The 18,977-nt window shown below is 70.6% G+C and carries 15 protein-coding genes; 12 read left to right on the top strand and 3 right to left on the bottom strand.

The annotated features are described in order from the left end of the window. Positions 1–87: 87 nt before the first annotated feature. Both OG373_RS25105 and OG373_RS25100 read right to left on the bottom strand, forming a co-directional pair. Positions 88–894, bottom strand: coding sequence for a phosphatase (locus tag OG373_RS25105; RefSeq protein ID WP_405440466.1), 807 nt, complete (start codon positions 892–894; stop codon positions 88–90). Between the two features lie 56 nt (positions 895–950). Continuing rightward, positions 951–1,529: a TetR/AcrR family transcriptional regulator gene (locus OG373_RS25100; protein ID WP_397731193.1), complete on the bottom strand. Its 579-nt coding sequence runs from the start codon at positions 1,527–1,529 to the stop codon at positions 951–953. Between the two features lie 112 nt (positions 1,530–1,641). Between OG373_RS25100 and OG373_RS25095 the strand changes: the two genes are divergently transcribed. From OG373_RS25095 to OG373_RS25050, 10 genes are all read left to right on the top strand, one after another. Next, positions 1,642–3,258 (top strand): carboxyl transferase domain-containing protein, encoded by a 1,617-nt coding sequence (locus tag OG373_RS25095; RefSeq protein ID WP_405440464.1) that lies wholly within the window; start codon positions 1,642–1,644, stop codon positions 3,256–3,258. A 16-nt stretch (positions 3,259–3,274) separates the two neighbouring features. Then, the gene (locus OG373_RS25090; protein WP_405440462.1) at positions 3,275–5,314 is read left to right on the top strand and encodes a biotin carboxylase N-terminal domain-containing protein; all 2,040 of its coding nucleotides are present in this window, start codon (positions 3,275–3,277) and stop codon (positions 5,312–5,314) included. 11 nt (positions 5,315–5,325) lie between these two features. Then, on the top strand, positions 5,326–6,243 hold the full coding sequence (locus OG373_RS25085; RefSeq protein ID WP_405444196.1) for a hydroxymethylglutaryl-CoA lyase: 918 nt from the start codon (positions 5,326–5,328) through the stop codon (positions 6,241–6,243). A gap of 7 nt (positions 6,244–6,250) precedes the next feature. Then, on the top strand, positions 6,251–7,411 hold the full coding sequence (locus OG373_RS25080) for an acyl-CoA dehydrogenase family protein (RefSeq protein ID WP_405440461.1): 1,161 nt from the start codon (positions 6,251–6,253) through the stop codon (positions 7,409–7,411). Between the two features lie 156 nt (positions 7,412–7,567). Beyond that, positions 7,568–8,605, top strand: coding sequence for an ABC transporter substrate-binding protein (locus OG373_RS25075; RefSeq protein ID WP_189964566.1), 1,038 nt, complete (start codon positions 7,568–7,570; stop codon positions 8,603–8,605). Between the two features lie 64 nt (positions 8,606–8,669). Continuing rightward, the gene (locus OG373_RS25070) at positions 8,670–9,569 is read left to right on the top strand and encodes a siderophore-interacting protein (protein ID WP_405440459.1); all 900 of its coding nucleotides are present in this window, start codon (positions 8,670–8,672) and stop codon (positions 9,567–9,569) included. Positions 9,570–9,717: 148 nt separating this feature from the next. Further along, positions 9,718–11,211, top strand: coding sequence for a pyridoxal phosphate-dependent decarboxylase family protein (locus OG373_RS25065; RefSeq protein WP_397731181.1), 1,494 nt, complete (start codon positions 9,718–9,720; stop codon positions 11,209–11,211). Next, positions 11,195–12,493, top strand: coding sequence for a lysine N(6)-hydroxylase/L-ornithine N(5)-oxygenase family protein (locus OG373_RS25060; protein WP_229920086.1), 1,299 nt, complete (start codon positions 11,195–11,197; stop codon positions 12,491–12,493). The genes OG373_RS25065 and OG373_RS25060 overlap by 17 nt, the downstream gene beginning before the upstream one ends. Next, positions 12,493–13,077 carry a GNAT family N-acetyltransferase gene (locus tag OG373_RS25055; protein WP_397731177.1) on the top strand — a complete coding sequence of 195 codons (585 nt, stop codon included), beginning with the start codon at positions 12,493–12,495 and terminating at the stop codon, positions 13,075–13,077. The genes OG373_RS25060 and OG373_RS25055 overlap by 1 nt, the downstream gene beginning before the upstream one ends. After that, positions 13,074–14,855 carry an IucA/IucC family protein gene (locus OG373_RS25050; protein WP_405440457.1) on the top strand — a complete coding sequence of 594 codons (1,782 nt, stop codon included), beginning with the start codon at positions 13,074–13,076 and terminating at the stop codon, positions 14,853–14,855. The genes OG373_RS25055 and OG373_RS25050 overlap by 4 nt, the downstream gene beginning before the upstream one ends. A gap of 142 nt (positions 14,856–14,997) precedes the next feature. Here the strand turns inward: OG373_RS25050 and OG373_RS25045 are convergent, their stop codons facing one another. Then, a complete protein-coding gene (locus OG373_RS25045) occupies positions 14,998–16,590 on the bottom strand; it encodes a beta-N-acetylhexosaminidase (protein ID WP_405440455.1) in 1,593 nt (530 codons plus the stop codon). A gap of 172 nt (positions 16,591–16,762) precedes the next feature. Between OG373_RS25045 and OG373_RS25040 the strand changes: the two genes are divergently transcribed. Both OG373_RS25040 and glmS read left to right on the top strand, forming a co-directional pair. Further along, a complete protein-coding gene (locus OG373_RS25040) occupies positions 16,763–17,038 on the top strand; it encodes a hypothetical protein (RefSeq protein WP_030008735.1) in 276 nt (91 codons plus the stop codon). A gap of 65 nt (positions 17,039–17,103) precedes the next feature. Continuing rightward, on the top strand, positions 17,104–18,921 hold the full coding sequence (glmS, locus tag OG373_RS25035) for a glutamine--fructose-6-phosphate transaminase (isomerizing) (protein ID WP_405440453.1): 1,818 nt from the start codon (positions 17,104–17,106) through the stop codon (positions 18,919–18,921). Positions 18,922–18,977: the final 56 nt, after the last annotated feature.

Here is an 18,977-nt window from a genome sequence, read left to right as displayed (position 1 = left end):
CAGCGACCGTAGCCACCGCCACTGACAACCGGGCCGACGAGCCGGAACGCGCCACCCCGGGGGCTGCCCGGGACGGCCCGGGACGGCCTAAGCGCCCTGCAGGCCCGCCGCGTCCAGGAGGTACGCCACCATCGGGTCGTAGAAGCGCGGGTCGCGGACGTGGTCGTCCAGGGGGATCGTCACCTGGACGGTGCCCTCGGCCTCGCCGAGGAAGAGCGCCGGGTCGTTGCAGTCGGCGTAGCCCACCGCGTCCAGACCGCGCTGGGCCGCGCAGCCCGCCCAGCCGTGGTCGGCGACGACCAGGTCCGGCTGCGGGCGGTTCTCCGCCGTCAAGCCGTCCAGGACCGCGGCCATCGGCTCCGGCGAATGGGTGTGCCACAGCGTCGCGCCGCGTTCCAGCACCGCGACGTCGGCGAACTGCCACACCGAGCCCTCGTCCGCCACGAGGCCCTGCGGAATGACGACGATCTCGCAGCCCGCGGCGCGCAGGGCCGCGGCCGTCGCCCGGTGGACGTCCAGCAGGCCGCCCGGGTGGCCGGTGGCGAACAGCACGCTCTGCCGGTCCAGCGCGGCCTTGCGCAGCCGCGCCGCCAGCCGGTCCAGGCCGGCCACGGTCAGCTCCGGGTCGATGGTGTCCTGGCCGTAGCGGAACTCGGGGTCGTCCACCACCCCGCACCGCTCCGCCATCACCGCGAGCACGTCCTGCTCGTCCGTCCAGCGGTCGCCCAGCTCCAGGCCGAACCAGTAGTGCCGGTCGCCGTTGGCGAGCTTGCGGTAGTGGGAGAGGTTGTTCTCCCGCGGCGTCGCGACCTGTCCCGCGATCCGCGTGCGGACCAGGTGGTCGATGAGTTCGGCACGGCTCGGCGTCTCTATCGGCTTCGGCATACGGGCCATTCTGCCGCCGCCCGGCCGGAGGCGGCGCGTCCATTCCGATCGGCGGACGCCCCGGCTCATGGCGACAGCGCCCCGAACGCTCCGTGCGCGAGGCGCCGCAGCAGCTCTTCCGTGGCCTCGCGCCCCAGGGCCGCCAGGTGCGGGGTGGAGTTGAGCAGGCCGAAGACCGCGTGCACGGCGACCCGTACCTCGGCCTCGCCGACCTCGGGGTGCTGTTCCCGTACGACCTCCACCCACAGCTCCACGTACTGGCGCTGCAGCTGCCGTACGAGCTTGCGGTCGGCCTCCCGCAGCCGGTCGAGCTCCCGGTCGTGCAGGGTGATCAGCGCCTGGTCGTCGAGCGCGAAGTCGATGTGTCCGTCGATGAGGGAGGACAGGACCCGCTCCGGGGCGCCCGCGGCCTCGGCCACCCGGTGGCGGCCGCCGGTCAGCAGCCGCTCGCTGATGCCGACGAGCAGCTCGGCGAGCATGGCGTCCTTGCCCGCGAAGTGCCGGTACAGGCCGGGGCCGCTGATGCCCACCGCGGCCCCTATCTCATCGACGCCGACGCCGTGGAATCCGCGCGCTGCGAAGAGACGAGCGGCCTCACTGAGGATCTGCTCGCGACGGGTGGGGGCGGCCGCTCTGGTGCTCATGGGAAACCATTCTAGACAGGGCCGTTAGCGGTCGTTAACCTAAGCCGTACATGCGTTAACGCTTATTAACAGCGTGCACCGAGCAAGTGGACCGAGCAAGGGAGCTCGACCGATGCAGCAGGCACCAGTGCTGACGAGCGCCGCGGACCCGGCGTCCGAGGCCTGGCGGACCAACGAGGCCGCCCACCGCGAGCTGACCGAGGGCCTGCGCGCCCGGCTCGACGCGGCCCGGCTCGGTGGCGGCGAGAAGGCCCGCGCCCGCCACACCGCCCGCGGGAAGCTCCTTCCGCGCGACCGCGTGGACACCCTCCTCGACCCCGGATCCCCCTTCCTGGAGCTGGCCCCGCTGGCCGCCGAGGACATGTACGGGGGCGCGGCCCCCGCCGCCGGGGTCATCGCGGGCATCGGCCGGGTCAGCGGCCGCGAGTGCGTGATCGTCGCGAACGACGCCACCGTCAAGGGCGGCACGTACTACCCGATGACCGTCAAGAAGCACCTGCGCGCCCAGGAGGTGGCGCTGGAGAATCGTCTCCCCTGCCTGTACCTGGTCGACTCGGGCGGCGCCTTCCTGCCGATGCAGGACGAGGTCTTCCCCGACCGGGAGCACTTCGGCCGCATCTTCTACAACCAGGCCCGCATGTCGGGGGCCGGCATCCCGCAGATCGCCGCCGTCCTCGGCTCCTGCACGGCCGGCGGGGCGTACGTGCCGGCCATGAGCGACGAGGCGGTCATCGTCCGCAACCAGGGCACGATCTTCCTCGGCGGCCCGCCGCTGGTGAAGGCCGCCACCGGTGAGGTGGTCACGGCCGAGGAGCTCGGCGGCGGCGAGGTCCACTCGCGGATCTCGGGCGTGACCGACCACCTCGCGGAGGACGACGCGCACGCGCTGCGGATCGTACGGAACATCGTGGCGACCCTGCCCGAGCGCGGGGCCCTGCCCTGGTCGGTCGAGGCGCCGGAAGAGCCGAAGGTGGACCCGGACGGGCTGTACGGCGCGGTCCCCGTCGACTCGCGCACCCCGTACGACGCCCGCGAGATCATCGCCCGGATCGTGGACGGCTCCCGCTTCCAGGAGTTCAAGTCCGAGTTCGGCCAGACGCTGGTCACCGGCTTCGCCCGGATCCACGGACACCCGGTCGGGATCATCGCCAACAACGGCATCCTGTTCGCCGAGTCCGCGCAGAAGGGCGCGCACTTCATCGAGCTGTGCGACCAGCGCGGTATCCCGCTCCTCTTCCTCCAGAACATCTCGGGCTTCATGGTCGGCAAGGACTACGAGGCCGGCGGCATCGCCAAGCACGGCGCCAAGATGGTGACGGCGGTGGCCTGCACCCGGGTGCCGAAGCTGACGGTGGTGGTCGGCGGCTCGTACGGCGCCGGCAACTACTCGATGTGCGGCCGGGCGTACTCGCCCCGCTTCCTGTGGATGTGGCCCAACGCCAAGATCTCCGTGATGGGCGGGGAGCAGGCCGCCTCGGTGCTCGCCACGGTCAAGCGCGACCAGATCGAGGGCGCGGGCCAGGAATGGCCCGCCGAGGACGAGGAGTCCTTCAAGGCCCCGGTCCGCGCGCAGTACGAGGAGCAGGGCAACGCCTACTACGCCACCGCGCGGCTGTGGGACGACGGGGTCATCGACCCGATGGAAACCCGGCAGGTGCTGGGACTGGCCCTGACCGCGTGCGCGAACGCCCCGCTGGGCGACTCGGGCTTCGGCATCTTCCGTATGTGACGTGAGGACCTCACTGATGTTCAGCACTGTTCTGGTGGCGAACCGGGGCGAGATCGCGGTCCGGGTCATCCGCACCCTTCGGCAGCTCGGCATCCGCTCCGTGGCCGTCTTCAGCGACGCCGACGCGGACGCCCGCCACGTCCGGGAGGCCGACACGGCCGTCCGGATCGGTCCGGCCGCGGCCGCCGAGAGCTACCTCTCGGTGGAGCGGCTGCTCGATGCCGCCCGGCGCACCGGCGCCGAGGCTGTCCACCCCGGTTACGGCTTCCTCGCCGAGAACGCGGCCTTCGCGCAGGCCTGCGCCGACGCCGGCCTCGTCTTCATCGGGCCGCCGGCCGGCGCCATCAACCTGATGGGCGACAAGATCCGCGCCAAGGAGACCGTGAAGGCGGCGGGCGTGCCCGTGGTGCCGGGCTCCTCGGGCAGCGGCCTGACCGACGCCGAACTGGTCTCCGCCTCGATGGAGATCGGCATGCCGGTGCTGCTCAAGCCCTCGGCGGGCGGCGGCGGCAAGGGCATGCGTCTGGTGCGCGACGAGGCGGTGCTGGCCGAGGAGATCGCGGCGGCCCGCCGCGAGGCGCGGTCCTCCTTCGGTGACGACACCCTCCTGGTCGAGCGGTGGGTGGACCGGCCGCGGCACATCGAGATCCAGGTGCTGGCGGACGCCCACGGGAACGTGGTGCACCTCGGCGAGCGCGAGTGCTCGCTGCAGCGCCGGCACCAGAAGGTGATCGAGGAGGCGCCGTCGGTCCTGCTCGACGAGAAGACCCGGGCGGCGATGGGCGCGGCGGCGGTCGACGCGGCCCGCTCCTGCGGGTACGTCGGTGCGGGCACGGTGGAGTTCATCGTCCCGGGCGGCGACCCCTCCTCCTACTACTTCATGGAGATGAACACCCGCCTCCAGGTCGAGCACCCGGTGACGGAGCTGATCACCGGGCTGGACCTGGTGGAGCTGCAGCTCCGGGTGGCGGCGGGCGAACCGCTGGGCTTCGACCAGTCCGACGTGACGCTGACCGGGCACGCCATCGAGGCCCGCGTCTGCGCGGAGGACCCGGCGCGCGGGTTCCTGCCGTCCGGCGGCACCGTGCTGGCCCTGTCCGAGCCCTCGGGCGGTGCCGTGCGGACGGACTCCGGGCTGACGGCGGGCGTACCGGTGGGCTCGACGTACGACCCGATGCTCTCCAAGGTCATCGTCCACGGTCCGGACCGCGCCACCGCGCTGCGCATGCTGCGGGCGGCGCTGGCCGACACGGTGATCCTCGGCGTGCAGACCAACGCGGGCTTCCTGCGCAGGCTGCTGGCCCACCCCGACGTGGTGTCGGGCGACCTCGACACCGGGCTGGTGGAGCGCGACCTCGCCGAGCTCCTGCCGGAAGGGGTCCCGGACGAGGTGTACGCGGCGGCAGCCCTGCTGGCGCAGCCCGCGGCGCCACAGCAGGAGGGATGGGTCGACCCCTTCGACGCCGCCAGCGGCTGGCGCCTGGGCGGCACGCCCGCCTGGACGGTCCACCACTTCCGCCTTCCCGGCCAGGACGCCGTGCAGGTCCGTAGCCGGCGTTCGGGCTCCGACACCGAGCTCGCCCTTGCAGCCTCGCCGGCGATCGAGGCGCGGGGTCCGGGGCAGAGCCCCGGCGCACCGGCCCGCGGCCGGATCATCGCCCGTACCCCCGACACCGTCACCGTCGAACTCGACGGCGTCACCCACCGCTTCAGCCACGCCACCTCCCCGGAGGGAACCTGGCTCGGGCGGGACGCAGACAGCTGGCACGTGCAGCACCACGACCCCGTGTCCGCCCACGGCGCGGCGAGCGCAGGGGCGAACACCCTCGCCGCCCCCATGCCCGGCACCGTCACCGTCGTCAAGGTGGCCGTCGGCGACAGGGTCACGGCCGGGCAGAGCCTCCTGGTCGTCGAGGCCATGAAGATGGAGCATGTCATCTCCGCCCCGCACGCCGGCACCGTCACCGAGCTGGACGTGACCCCCGGCACCACGGTCGCGATGGACCAGATCCTGGCCGTCGTCACCCCCGACGAGGACGAGGAGGGGGCCGCGTGAACAGGCTGCCCATGAACGTCCCGGCCCCCGGTCTCCCGGCCCGGGTCCGCATCCACGAGGTCGGTGCCCGCGACGGGCTGCAGAACGAGAAGGGCGCGGTCCCCACGGCCGTGAAGGCGGAGTTCATCCACCGTCTCGCCGCCGCCGGGCTGACCACCATCGAGGCCACCAGTTTCGTGCACCCCAAGTGGGTGCCCCAACTGGCCGATGCGGAGGAGCTGTTCCCGCAGCTCGCCGACGTCGCGGCGGATCTGCCCGTGCTCGTCCCCAACGAGCGCGGCCTCGACCGCGCGCTCGCCCTCGGGGCCCGGCGCATCGCGGTGTTCGGATCGGCCACCGAGACCTTCGCCGCCCGCAACCTCAACCGCACCGTCGCCGAGTCCCTCGCCATGTTCGAGCCCGTCGTGGCCCGGGCCAAGGAGGGCGACGCGCACGTGCGCGGCTATCTCTCGATGTGCTTCGGCGACCCCTGGGAGGGCCCGGTCCCGGTCCACCAGGTCGTCTCCGTCGCCAAGGCCCTGCTGGACCTCGGCTGTGACGAGCTGAGCCTCGGCGACACGATCGGCGTGGCCACTCCGGGACATGTCCAGGCCCTGCTCGCCGCGCTGAACGAGGCCGGCGTCACGACCGACCGTATCGGCGTGCACTTCCACGACACCTACGGCCAGGCCCTGTCCAACACCCTCGCCGCGCTCCAGCACGGCGTGACCACCGTCGACGCCTCCGCAGGCGGCCTCGGCGGATGCCCGTACGCGAAGAGCGCCACCGGGAACCTCGCGACCGAGGACCTGGTGTGGATGCTCGACGGCCTCGGCATCGAAACCGGGGTCGACCTGGCCGCCCTCACCGCCACGAGCGTGTGGATGGCCGAACAGCTGGGACGCCCCAGCCCCTCCCGTACCGTCCGCGCCCTCTCCCACAAGGAGTAGTCACACCATGTCCCTCGACCACCGGCTCACCCCTGAGCACGAGGAACTCCGCCGCACCGTGGAGGCGTTCGCGCACGACGTCGTCGCCCCGAAGATCGGCGACCTGTACGAGCGGCACGAGTTCCCCTACGAGATCGTCGCCGAGATGGGCCGCATGGGCCTGTTCGGCCTGCCCTTCCCGGAGGAGTACGGCGGCATGGGCGGGGACTACCTCGCCCTCGGCATCGCCCTGGAGGAGCTGGCCCGCGTCGACTCCTCGGTCGCCATCACCCTGGAGGCCGGGGTTTCCCTCGGCGCCATGCCGCTCTATCTCTTCGGCTCCGAGGAGCAGAAGCGCGAGTGGCTGCCGAGGATGTGCTCCGGCGAGATCCTCGGCGCCTTCGGCCTGACGGAGCCCGGTGCGGGCTCCGACGCGGGCGGCACCCGCACCACCGCCGTCAAGGACGGCGACGAGTGGGTCATCAACGGCTCGAAGTGCTTCATCACCAACTCCGGTACGGACATCACCGGTCTGGTCACCGTCACGGCCGTGACGGGCCGCAAGGCGGACGGCCGCCCGGAGATCTCCTCGATCATCGTCCCGTCCGGCACCCCGGGCTTCACGGTGGCCGCTCCGTACTCCAAGGTGGGCTGGAACTCCTCGGACACCCGTGAGCTGTCCTTCGACGGCGTACGGGTCCCCCTGGCCAACCTGGTGGGCCAGGAGGGCCGCGGTTACGCGCAGTTCCTGCGGATCCTCGACGAGGGCCGGATCGCCATCTCCGCGCTCGCGACCGGGCTCGCGCAGGGCTGTGTGGACGAGTCGGTGAAGTACGCCAAGGAGCGGCACGCCTTCGGCAAGGCGATCGGCGACAACCAGGCCATCCAGTTCAAGCTGGCCGACATGGAGATGCGCGCGCACATGGCCCGCATCGGCTGGCGCGACGCGGCCTCCCGGCTGGTGGCCGGTGAGCCGTTCAAGAAGGAGGCGGCGATCGCGAAGCTGTACTCCTCGACGGTCGCCGTGGACAACGCGCGCGAGGCGACCCAGATCCACGGCGGCTACGGTTTCATGAACGAGTACCCGGTGGCCCGCATGTGGCGGGACTCCAAGATCCTGGAGATCGGCGAGGGCACGAGCGAGGTCCAGCGCATGCTGATCGCGCGTGAACTGGGCTTCGGCGGCTAGTCGTCGGGCTCGTCCGCACGCGGACGCAGCGACGGGCGGGAACGAGGGGGTCCTGAAAAAACTTAGGACCCCCTTACCGTTTCAGGCCAAGGTTAGGCTAACCTTCCCCACGAACGGCTCAGTGGCCGCCCGGTACGCACGAAAACGGACATCGACATGCCCAAGTCCCGAACCTCCTCCTTCACCCGTCGCGGCTTCGTCGCGGCAGGTGGCGCCCTCGGCCTCGTAGCGGTCCTCGCCGCGTGCGGTGGCACCGACTCGGCGAAGGGCGACGGCGGCAAGGACAACGGCGCCGCGGCCTCCGGCCCCTGGACCTTCAAGGACGACCTCGGCAAGGACGTCAGCACCAAGTCCACGCCGAAGAACATCGTCGCCTTCACCGGCACCGCCGCCGCCCTGTACGACTACGGCGTCCCGGTCAAGGGCGTGTTCGGCCCGACCAAGACCGCCGACGGCAAGCCCGACGTCCAGGCCGGCTCGATGGACATCTCCAAGGTCGAGATCCTCGGCAACGTCTACGACGAGTTCAACGTCGAGAAGTACGCGGCCCTCCAGCCCGACCTCCTCGTCACCAACACCTGGGACGGCACGTACTGGTACGTACCGGAGGCCTCCAAGGACAAGATCCTGAAGCTGGCCCCGGCCGCCGCGGTCAAGGTGGGCGGCGACGTCACCCTCGACAAGGCGCTGGAGCGCACCGCGGACCTCGCCAAGTCCCTCGGCGCCGACCTGAACGCCAAGAAGACCGTCGACGCGAAGGCCCGCTTCGAGGCCGCCGCCGCGAAGGTCCGCGAGGCCACCAAGGCCAACCCGGGCATCAAGGTCCTCGTGGGCTCCGGCTCCGCCGACCTGTTCTACGTCTCCACCCCGGAGACCTCGGCCGACCTGAAGTACTTCAAGCAGCTCGGCGTCGAGTTCGTCACCCCGGAGAAGCTGGACGAGGGCGGCTTCTTCGAGAGCCTCAGCTGGGAGAACGCCGGCAAGTACAAGGCCGACGTCGTCCTGCTCGACAACCGCACCGGCACGCTGCAGCCCGACACGCTGAAGGAGAAGGCCACCTGGGCCGAGCTCCCCGCCGTCAAGGCCGGCCAGATCACCCCGCGCGTGACCGAGCCGATCTTCTCGTACGACAAGTGCGCCCAGCTCCTGGAAGACCTCGCGAAGTCCATCCAGAGCGCCAAGAAGGTCAGCTGACCCTCGGCGCCCGGTGACCCCGGGCGCCCTGCAGGCCGTACCGACTCCAGGGGGACCTCTCCGCATGACCGCCACCGCATCCGACGCCCCGGCCGTCGCACACTTCCGGTTCTTCGAGCTCGAAGTCGTCCGCACGCGTCGTCTGGGCCACTCGTTCCTGCGGGTCACGTTCGGCGGGGAGTCCCTCGCGGGCTTCCGTTCGGGCGGCTTCGACCAGAGCCTGTCCCTCTTCCTGCCCCCGTCCGGTCAGGAGCACACGGTGCTCCCGTCCACGGACGAGGACACCTGGTTCGCCGCCTGGCGCGAAATGCCGGAGGAGGAGCGGCCGGTGATGCGCTCCTACACGGTGCGAGAGCAGCGCCGTACGCCCGAGGGGGCGGACGAGGTCGACATCGACTTCGTCCTGCACGGGGACACCGGCCCGGCGTCCCGCTGGGCCGGGCAGGCCGTGGCCGGCCGCCGGATCCTGGCGATCGGACCGGCCGTCGCGGAGAACAAGTCCGTACGCTTCCAGCCGCCGGCCGACACCGACGCGATCTGGATGTACGCGGACGAGACCGCCCTGCCGGCCGCGGCCGCGATCCTGGACCGGCTGCCCGCCGGGACCCGGGTCCGGGCCTGGTTCGAGGTTCCGCACGAGGACGACCGGCTCGACCTGGTGACGCCCGCCGACGCGGACATCACCTGGATCGTGCGCGAGAGCGACGGCCGGGAGCGGACGGAGCAGGTGCTGAACGCGCTGCGCTCGGCCGGACCCGCCGCCGCCGTCGCCCCGTACGCCTGGCTGGCGGGCGAGGCCGGAACGATTCGTTCCGTGCGCCGCCACTTTGTGCAGGAACGATTCGTCGACCGCCGCGCCGTCCGCTTCACGGGCTACTGGCGACTCGGCGCGAGCGAGGAACAGCTGCTCGCCGAGGCATACGCGGGCAAGGCTCCGAGCGAGGACCCGGCGTCCGAGCTGTAGTCAGTTTCCTTACCCCGCAGCGCAGTTGAGATGGGCCCTGGCTTTTCAGCCAGGGCCCATCTGCGTTTGGCGAAATACTAAGGTTAGGCTAACCTAATCCTCGCACGCCACACCCCACCCCCTCTCCCCCCTGCCCGGAGGAAAGTTGATGCGCTCGCATCTGCTGAACGAGACGACCGCGGACCTCTACCGGCGCTCCGTCACCGAGGGCGTCGACCGCGTCGCCGCCAAACTCGCGACGACGCAGCGACCCCACACCGGTATATCCGTCGACGAACTCGCTCCGGTCATCAACGGAATCGACCTGGACAAGCCGCTCGCGGACGCGGCCGCCGTCCTGGACGAGCTGGAGGACGTCTACCTGCGCGACGCGGTGTACTTCCACCACCCGCGCTACCTGGGCCACCTCAACTGCCCGGTCGTCATCCCCGCCGTGCTCGGCGAGGCGATCCTGTCGGCCGTCAACTCCTCCCTCGACACCTGGGACCAGTCCATCGGCGGCACGCTCATCGAGCGCCGCCTCATCGACTGGACCACCGAGCGCATCGGCCTCGGCCCCGGCGCGGACGGCATCTTCACCTCCGGCGGCAGCCAGTCCAACTTCCACGCGCTGCTCCTGGCCCGCGACGAGGCCTGCCGCCTCGTCATGAAGAAGGCGCTCGACGAGGGACGCGAGCTCACCAAGGCCGAACTCCTGCCGAAGCTGCGCATCTTCACCTCCGAGGCCAGCCACTTCAGCGTCCAGAAGTCCGCCGCGATGCTCGGACTCGGCTACGAGGCCGTCATCTCCGTCCCGGTCGACCGCAACCGCCGGATGGACACCGCTGTGCTCGCCCTGGAGCTGGAGGAGTGCGCCGCCGAGGGCCTCTTCCCCATGGCCGTCGTCGCCACCGCAGGCACCACCGACTTCGGGTCCATCGACCCGCTCCCCGAGATCGCCCGCCTGGCCGACGAGCACTCCGCGTGGATGCACGTGGACGCCGCCTACGGCTGCGGACTGCTGGCCTCCCCGACCCGCCGTCACCTCCTCGACGGCATCGAGCGCGCCGACTCGGTCACCGTCGACTATCACAAGTCGTTCTTCCAGCCGGTCAGTTCCAGCGCCATGCTGGTGCGCGACCGCGACACCCTCAAGCACGCCACGTACCACGCGGACTACCTCAACCCGCGCCGCATGGCCGAGGAGCGCATCCCCAACCAGGTCGACAAGTCCATCCAGACCACGCGCCGCTTCGACGCGCTCAAGCTCTGGGTGACCCTGCGCGTCATGGGCGCCGACGGTGTCGGCTCGCTCTTCGACGAGGTCATCGACCTGGCCGCGGCCGGCTGGGACATCATCGACGCCGACCCGCGCTTCGAGGTCGTCGTCAAGCCGCAGATCTCCACGCTCGTCTTCCGCTACGTCCCCGAGGGCGACGGGATCCGCGGCGACCTGGTCGACGAGGCCAACCTGCACGCCCGCAAGGCCCTGTTCGCCTCCGGTGAGGCCGTCGTCGCCGGCACCAAGGTGGACGGGAAGCAGTACCTGAAGTTCACCCTCCTCAACCCGCAGACCACGACGGCCGACATCACCGCCGTCCTCGACCTTCTCGCCGCACATGCCGAGCAGTTCCTGGGAGAATCCCTTGCCCTCCACCGCTAAGACCCACGACTTCATCGGCATCGGCGTCGGTCCGTTCAATCTGGGACTCGCCTGCCTGACCGCCCCGCTCGACGAGATCGACGGTCTCTTCATCGAGTCGAAGCCGCACTTCGAGTGGCACGCCGGGATGTTCCTGGACGGCGCCCACCTGCAGACGCCCTTCATGTCGGACCTGGTCACGCTCGCCGACCCGACCTCGCCCTTCTCCTTCCTGAACTACCTGAAGGACAAGGACCGGCTGTACTCCTTCTACATCCGGGAGAACTTCTACCCGCTGCGGGCCGAGTACAACGACTACTGCCGCTGGGCCGCCGACCGCCTCGACAACGTCCAATGGTCCACCTCGGTCACCGAGGTCACCTACGACGAGCAGGCCGGCCTGTACGAGGTCCACACGGACAAGGGCGAGACCCACCTGGCCCGCCGCCTGGTCCTGGGCACCGGCACCCCGCCGCACGTCCCGCAGGCCTGCGAGGGCCTCGGCGGCGACTTCCTGCACAACTCCGTCTACATGCAGAACAAGGCGGAGCTGCAGAAGAAGAAGTCGATCACCCTCATCGGCTCCGGCCAGAGCGCGGCCGAGATCTACTACGACCTCCTCGCCGAGATCGACGTCCACGGCTACCGGCTCAACTGGGTGACCCGCTCGCCGCGGTTCTTCCCGCTCGAGTACACGAAGCTGACCCTGGAGATGACCTCCCCCGAGTACGTGGACTACTTCCACGCGCTCCCCGAGGACACCCGGTACCGGCTGGAGACCCAGCAGAAGAACCTCTTCAAGGGCATCGACGGCGACCTGATCAACGCCATCTTCGACCTGCTCTACCAGAAGAAGATCAGCATGCCGGGCCAGGTCCCGACCACCCTGCTGACCAACACCTCCCTGAACAGCACCGCGTACGACACCACCACGGGCACGTACACGCTGGGGCTGCGCCAGGAGGAGCAGGAGCGGGACTTCTCCCTCACCTCCGAGGGCCTGGTGCTGGCCACCGGCTACAAGTACAGCTTCCCGGAGTTCCTGAACCCGGTGCGCGACCGGCTGAACTTCGACGGGCACGGCCGTCTCGACGCCGCCCGCAACTACAGCATCGACACCACGGGCCGCGGGGTCTACCTGCAGAACGGCACCACCCACAACCACTCCCTCACCTCGCCCGACCTGGGCATGGCGGCGTACCGGAACGCGTACATCGTCGGTGAGCTCCTCGGCCGCGAGCACTACAAGGTCGAGAAGTCCATCGCGTTCCAGCAGTTCGCCGCCCCGGAAGGCACCCTCTGATGAGCACCACCGAACTCCTCTTCTCCCGCACCGACAAAGAACTCGGTTCCTTCGCCGTGCGCCCCCTGGACCCCTTCGCCGACGCGGAGCTGCTCCACGGCTGGGTCACCCACCCGAAGGCTTCGTTCTGGATGATGCAGGACGCGTCCCTGCCGGACGTCGAGCGCGAGTACATGAGGATCGCCGCCCACGAGCACCACCAGGCCTTCATCGGCCTGCACGAGGGCCGCCCCGCGTTCCTGATGGAGACCTACGACCCGTCCGAGCTGGAGCTGGTCGGCCTCTACGACGCCCGCCCCGGCGACGTCGGCATGCACTTCCTCGTCGCGCCGAGCGACACCCCGCTGCACGGCTTCACCCGCGCCGTGATCACCACCGTCATGGCCGCGGTCTTCGCCGACCCGGCCACCGAGCGCGTCGTGGTCGAGCCGGACATCGCCAACACCGCCGTGCACGCCCTCAACGAGGCCGTCGGCTTCACTGCGGAACGCCAGGTCACCAAGCCGGAGAAGGAAGCCCTGCTGAGCTTCTGCACCCGCGCACAGTTCGAGGCCGCCACGGCCGCCCAGGGGGTCTCCATATGAGCCTCGCCGACGCCGTCGCCCACCTCTCCCCCGAGCTGTGGGCCCGCGCCAACCGCGCCCTGGTCCGCAAGGGCCTCGCGGAGTTCTCCCACGAGCGCCTGCTGACCCCGAAGCCGCTGGGCGAAGGCCGCTACTCGGTCCTCAGCGACGACGCCACCGTGGAGTACCGCTTCGAGGCGGTCCTGCACGCCCTCGACCACTGGTCGGTCGACGAGGCCTCCATCACCCGCCACCGTGACGGTGCCGAGCTGCCGCTGGACGCCCTCGACTTCCACATCGAGCTGCGCGAGAGCCTGGGCCTGAGCCCGCAGGTGCTGCCCGTCTACCTGGAGGAGATCTCCTCCACCCTGGCCGGCACCGGCTACAAGTACACGAAGCCGCAGGTCTCCTCCGACGTCCTCGCGAAGTCCTCCTTCCAGGACATCGAGACGGGCATGACCGAGGGCCACCCCTGCTTCGTCGCGAACAACGGCCGGCTCGGCTTCGGCGTGCACGAGTACCTCTCGTACGCCCCGGAGACCGCCAGCCCCGTCCACCTCGTGTGGGTCGCCGCCCGCAAGGACGTCTCCACCTTCACGGCGGGCGCGGGCCTGGACCACGACTCCTTCATGCGCGAGGAGCTCGGCGACGGGACCATCGGCGTCTTCGCCGAGCGGATGACCGCGCTGGGCCTGGACCTGGCCGACTTCCACCTCTTCCCCGTGCACCCCTGGCAGTGGTGGAACAAGACCACGGTCACCTTCGCGGCCGAGATCGCGAACCGCCGCCTGGTGCTGCTGGGCGAGGGCCCGGACGCGTACCTCGCGCAGCAGTCGATCCGCACGTTCTTCAACCGGAGCGCGCCGCGCAAGCACTACGTCAAGACCGCCATCTCGGTCCTGAACATGGGCTTCATGCGAGGCCTGTCGGCCGCGTACATGGAGGCCACCCCGGCCATCAACGACTGGCTGCACCAGCTGATCGAGGGCGACGAGGTCCTCAAGTCGGTGGACTTCTCGATCATCCGCGAGCGCGCGGCGATCGGCTACCACCACCGCCAGTACGAGCGCGCCACCGACCGGTACTCCCCGTACCGCAAGATGCTCGCCGCGCTGTGGCGCGAGTCCCCGGTGAACTCGATCCAGGGGGACGAGCGCCTCGCCACGATGGCCTCGCTCCTGCACGTGGACGCCGAGGGCAAGTCCTTCGTCGGCGCGCTGATCGCGGAGTCGGGCCTGACCCCGGCCGAGTGGCTGCGCCACTACCTGCGCGCCTACCTGGTGCCGCTGCTGCACTGCTTCTACCAGTACGACCTCGCATACATGCCGCACGGCGAGAACACCATCCTCGTCATCGAGGGCGGCCTGGTGAAGCGGGCGATCTTCAAGGACATCGCCGAGGAGATCGTCATCATGGACGCGGACGCGGTGCTGCCGCCCGCGGTCGAGCGGGTCCGGGCGGACATCCCCGAGGACATGAAGCTCCTGTCGATCTTCACGGACGTCTTCGACTGCTTCTTCCGCTTCCTCGGCGCGATCCTCGCGGACGAGGGCATCTGCGAGGAGGACACCTTCTGGCAGGCGGTCGCGGACTGCGGCCACGCGTACCAGGAGTCGATGCCGCAGCTCGCGGAGCGCTTCGAGCGGTACGACCTCTTCGCGGAGGAGTTCCAGCTGTCCTGCCTGAACCGCCTCCAGCTGCGCAACAACAAGCAGATGGTAGACCTCGCCGACCCGGCGGCGGCCCTCCAGCTGATCGGCAACCTCAAGAACCCCGTCGCGGCCTTCGCCCGGCGGTGACACACGGGGCGGGGAGGCATCGATACGGTCCCTCGGTGCCTCCCCCTCCTCCGCATGACCCGACGGCGTGACCGCGAAGCTCCGACCGGCCCTCTTCGCGGTCACGCCCTCGTGCTCCCCCGCTCTCCCCCGCTGTCCCCCGCTAGGACCAGGGCACGTCCGGCGCCCGGAAGAAGCCGATGCCCTGGGCGTCCAGCCGGGGCGCCTGCGCCGCCAGCCGGCGGCTGTACGCGGCCCAGTCGAGCGCGGACGAGGGGGACCAGCCCAGTTCCGCCAGGCCCAGGACCCGCGGGAAGGCCAGCTGCTCCCACTCCCCCCGCGTCGAGACGGTCTCCGTCCACAGCGGCGCCTCCACCCCCAGCACGGCGGACTCCGGCACCCCGGCCAGGTACGCCCCCGGGTTCCAGGAGTAGGCGCGCCGCACGGGGACGTACCCCGCCCACGCCAGGCCCGGCTTCGTCGCCGGGTCGTACTTCATGTCCAGGTACAGCCGGTCCGCCGGCGACAGGATCAGCGGGTGCCCCGCCTTCGCCGCCGCCACCACCGCGGCCTTGTCCGCGGCCGCGGTCCTGTCGTGGCCCCAGTACTGGAGCACCGCTCCCGGTGCCGGACGGGCCGCCGCCAGCTGGTGCCAGGCCACCACCGTCTTGCCGTACCGCCCCACCACCGCCTGGGCCCGGTCCATGAAGGCCGCGTAGTCCGCCGCCGGTGTCGCGTGCGCCTCGTCGCCGCCGATGTGCAGGTAGCGGCCGGGGGTCAGCTCCGCCAGCTCGCCGAGCACCTCGTCGATGAACTCGTAGGTCTGCTCCCCGGCCACGCACAGCGAGCTGAAACCGACCTTGATGCCGGTGTACCGGTCCGGTGCCCTGCCGTCGCAGTTCAGCTCGGCGTAGGAGGCGAGCGCCGCGTTCGTGTGCCCAGGCATGTCGATCTCGGGGACCACGTCCACGTACCGCTGCTGCGCGTAGGCCACCAGCTCCCGGTACTCGTCCTTCGTCCAGTGCCCGCCGGGCCCGCCGCCGACCTCGCTGCCGCCCCCGTACTCCGCCAGCCGCGGCCAGGAGTCGATCGCGAGGCGCCAGCCCTGATCGTCGGTCAGGTGCAGGTGCAGGGTGTTGACCTTGTACTGGGCGAGCTGGTCCACGTACCTCTTCACCTGCTCCACCGAGAAGAAGTGCCGCGCGATGTCGACCATGGCCCCCCGGTACGCGAACCGCGGCCGGTCGGCGACCGTGCCGCCCGGCACCGTCCCGGGACCGGCCACCGGCACCAGCTGCCGCAGCGTCTGCCCCGCGTGGAACAGCCCGGCCGGTGTCCGCGCGGTGAGGGTGACCCCGCTCGGGTCCGAATCCAGCCGGTACCCCTCCTCCCCCACCCCCTGCGCGCCCTCGTCGATCCTGAGCCGGATCCCGTCGCCCTGCGCCCCGTCGACCACCGGCAGCGGCAGCCCGCTCGGGCCGCGCAGCTGCTCGGCGAGGAGTTCGCCGACCCGGCGGACCTCCCCGCCCCTCCCGCGGCCGGTACGGATGACCGTGCCCGCGCCGAAGGCGTACCCGGGTCCCGCGCCGCGCGCGGAGACGGGCGCGGGCAGCAGCCGTTCGAAGGGGGTGAGGGCCACCGGCGGGTCGTCCCCGGGTCTGGCGTCGTCACCGTGGGCGGAGGTGCAGGCCGTGAGCAGGGCCGGGGCCGCACCGAGGGCGAGGAGGGCGCCGAGCGTACGTCGCAGGACTCTCATGCGCACAGGTATAGGCCAAGTGGGCCGTCCCGTCCGCTGCGGTCATCCAGGGCGGGCGGAAATCATCCGAAGGAGGTCACACCGAGCGCTCTTCTGGTCCAGACCAGAGAGATCCTGCCCGAAATCGGGCAGGATCTTTGCGTTCACCGCCGTTAGCCGCCAATATCTACGAGTGCTCGATCGCCGCCCGTCGCATGACGACCTCGTCGACCACCTGGTGCGCAGCACCGCGCTGCAGCGCGGCGAGGCCGCCCGGGTGGTACTGGACGTGCTCGCCTACTTCGACGAGACGACCGAGGAGTTCGTCCGCCGCCGCCACCGGGAACTGCAGTCCGGCGGAGCGGTGAACGCGGAGATCTTCGAGCGGATCGCGGCCGAACTGCCGCACCGCGCCGTGGCGCCGCCGGAGCTGTCGCTCCGGCAGTTGCGCCGCATCGTCTACGGCTGAGCCGGCGGCCGCGCAGGCGGCTGCGGGCGGGTACACGAACCGAACTTCAGGAGGGGCTAAACCGTATGTGCGGAATCGTCGGTTACATCGGCAAGCGTGACGTGGCACCGCTGCTGCTCGAAGGTCTGCAGCGGCTGGAGTACCGCGGGTACGACTCCGCGGGCATCGTCGTGAACAGCCCGAAGGCCTCCGCCCTCAAGGTGGTCAAGGCCAAGGGCCGGGTCCGCGAGCTGGAGTCCCGCGTCCCCAAGCGCTTCACCGGCACCACCGGCATCGCCCACACCCGCTGGGCCACGCACGGCGCCCCGAGCGACATCAACTCGCACCCGCACCTGGACGCCGAGAACAAGGTCGCCGTCGTCCACAACGGCATCGTCGACAACGCCTCCGAGCTGCGCGCCAAGCTGGAGGCCGACGGCGTCGTCTTCGTCTCGGAGACCGACACCGAGGTGATCGTCCACCTGATCGCCCGCTCCGAGGCCGAGTCCCTGGAGGACAAGGTCCGCGAGGCCGTCAAGGCGATCGAGGGCACCTACGGCATCGCCGTCATGCACGCCGACTTCGCCGACCGCATCGTCGTCGCCCGCAACGGCTCCCCGGTCGTCCTCGGCATCGGCGAGAAGGAGATGTTCGTCGCCTCGGACGTCGCCGCGCTGGTCGCCCACACCCGCCAGGTCGTCACCCTCGACGACGGCGAGATGGCCACCCTGAAGGCCGACGACTTCCGCACCTACACCACCAGCGGTGCGACCACGACCGCCACCCCGGAGACCGTGGAGTGGGAGGCCGCCTCGTACGACATGGGCGGTCACGACACCTACATGCACAAGGAGATCTCCGAGCAGCCCGACGCGGTCGACCGCGTGCTGCGCGGCCGGATCGACGACCGCTTCAACACCGTGCACCTGGGCGGCCTGAACCTGGACCCGCGCGAGGCGCGCGGCATCCGCCGGGTCAAGATCCTGGGCTGCGGCACCTCGTACCACGCGGGCCTCATCGGTGCCGGTCTCATCGAGGGCATGGCCCGCATCCCCGCGGACGCCGAGCCGGCCTCCGAATTCCGCTACCGCAACCCGGTCGTGGACCCCGACACCCTGTACATCGCGGTCTCCCAGTCGGGTGAGACGTACGACGTGCTCGCGGCGGTGCAGGAGCTCAAGCGCAAGGGCGCCCGCGTCCTCGGCGTGGTCAACGTGGTCGGCTCCGCGATCGCCCGCGAGGCCGACGGCGGCGTGTACGTGCACGCCGGCCCCGAGGTCTGCGTCGTCTCCACCAAGTGCTTCACCAACACGGTCGTGGCCTTCGCGCTGCTCGCCGTGCACCTGGGCCGCATCCGGGACCTCTCGGTCACCGACGGCAAGCGGATCATCGAGGGCCTGCGCAAGCTGCCCGCGCAGATCCAGGAGATCCTCGACGGCGAAGAGGACATCAAGAAGCTCGCGGCCGAGTTCGCCGAGGCCAAGTCGATGATGTTCATCGGCCGGGTGCGCGGCTACCCGGTGGCACTGGAGGCCTCCCTCAAGCTGAAGGAGATCTCCTACATCCACGCCGAGGCGTACCCGGCCTCCGAGCTCAAGCACGGGCCCCTCGCCCTGATCGAGCCCTCGCTGCCGACGGTCGCGATCGTCCCGGACGACGACCTGCTGGAGAAGAACCGCGCGGCGCTGGAGGAGATCAAGGCCCGCAGTGGCCGGATCCTGGCGGTGGCCCACCGCGAGCAGGAGAAGGCGGACCACACCATCCTGGTGCCGAAGAACGAGGACGAGCTGGACCCGATCCTGATGGGCATCCCGCTCCAGCTGCTGGCGTACCACACGGCCCTGGCCATGGGCCGGGACATCGACAAGCCGCGCAACCTGGCGAAGTCGGTCACCGTCGAGTAATCGTCGTCCCCACAGCGGAGAACCCCCGTGCGCGGTGCGCACGGGGGTTCTCCGCT

It is taken from the genome of Streptomyces avidinii, assembly GCF_045161815.1.
In the GTDB taxonomy this organism is placed as follows: domain Bacteria; phylum Actinomycetota; class Actinomycetes; order Streptomycetales; family Streptomycetaceae; genus Streptomyces; species Streptomyces avidinii.
This window is presented reverse-complemented; position numbering and strand designations above follow the sequence as displayed.

Excerpts from the sequence above, each read along its gene's own strand:
- OG373_RS25105 (WP_405440466.1), bottom strand. The coding sequence starts at position 894 with ATGGCCCGTATGCCGAAGCCGATAGAGACGCCGAGCCGTGCCGAACTC.
- OG373_RS25100 (WP_397731193.1), bottom strand. The coding sequence starts at position 1,529 with ATGAGCACCAGAGCGGCCGCCCCCACCCGTCGCGAGCAGATCCTCAGT.
- OG373_RS25095 (WP_405440464.1), top strand. The coding sequence starts at position 1,642 with ATGCAGCAGGCACCAGTGCTGACGAGCGCCGCGGACCCGGCGTCCGAG.
- OG373_RS25090 (WP_405440462.1), top strand. The coding sequence starts at position 3,275 with ATGTTCAGCACTGTTCTGGTGGCGAACCGGGGCGAGATCGCGGTCCGG.
- OG373_RS25085 (WP_405444196.1), top strand. The coding sequence starts at position 5,326 with ATGAACGTCCCGGCCCCCGGTCTCCCGGCCCGGGTCCGCATCCACGAG.
- OG373_RS25080 (WP_405440461.1), top strand. The coding sequence starts at position 6,251 with ATGTCCCTCGACCACCGGCTCACCCCTGAGCACGAGGAACTCCGCCGC.
- OG373_RS25075 (WP_189964566.1), top strand. The coding sequence starts at position 7,568 with ATGCCCAAGTCCCGAACCTCCTCCTTCACCCGTCGCGGCTTCGTCGCG.
- OG373_RS25070 (WP_405440459.1), top strand. The coding sequence starts at position 8,670 with ATGACCGCCACCGCATCCGACGCCCCGGCCGTCGCACACTTCCGGTTC.
- OG373_RS25065 (WP_397731181.1), top strand. The coding sequence starts at position 9,718 with ATGCGCTCGCATCTGCTGAACGAGACGACCGCGGACCTCTACCGGCGC.
- OG373_RS25055 (WP_397731177.1), top strand. The coding sequence starts at position 12,493 with ATGAGCACCACCGAACTCCTCTTCTCCCGCACCGACAAAGAACTCGGT.
- OG373_RS25050 (WP_405440457.1), top strand. The coding sequence starts at position 13,074 with ATGAGCCTCGCCGACGCCGTCGCCCACCTCTCCCCCGAGCTGTGGGCC.
- OG373_RS25045 (WP_405440455.1), bottom strand. The coding sequence starts at position 16,590 with ATGAGAGTCCTGCGACGTACGCTCGGCGCCCTCCTCGCCCTCGGTGCG.
- glmS (WP_405440453.1), top strand. The coding sequence starts at position 17,104 with ATGTGCGGAATCGTCGGTTACATCGGCAAGCGTGACGTGGCACCGCTG.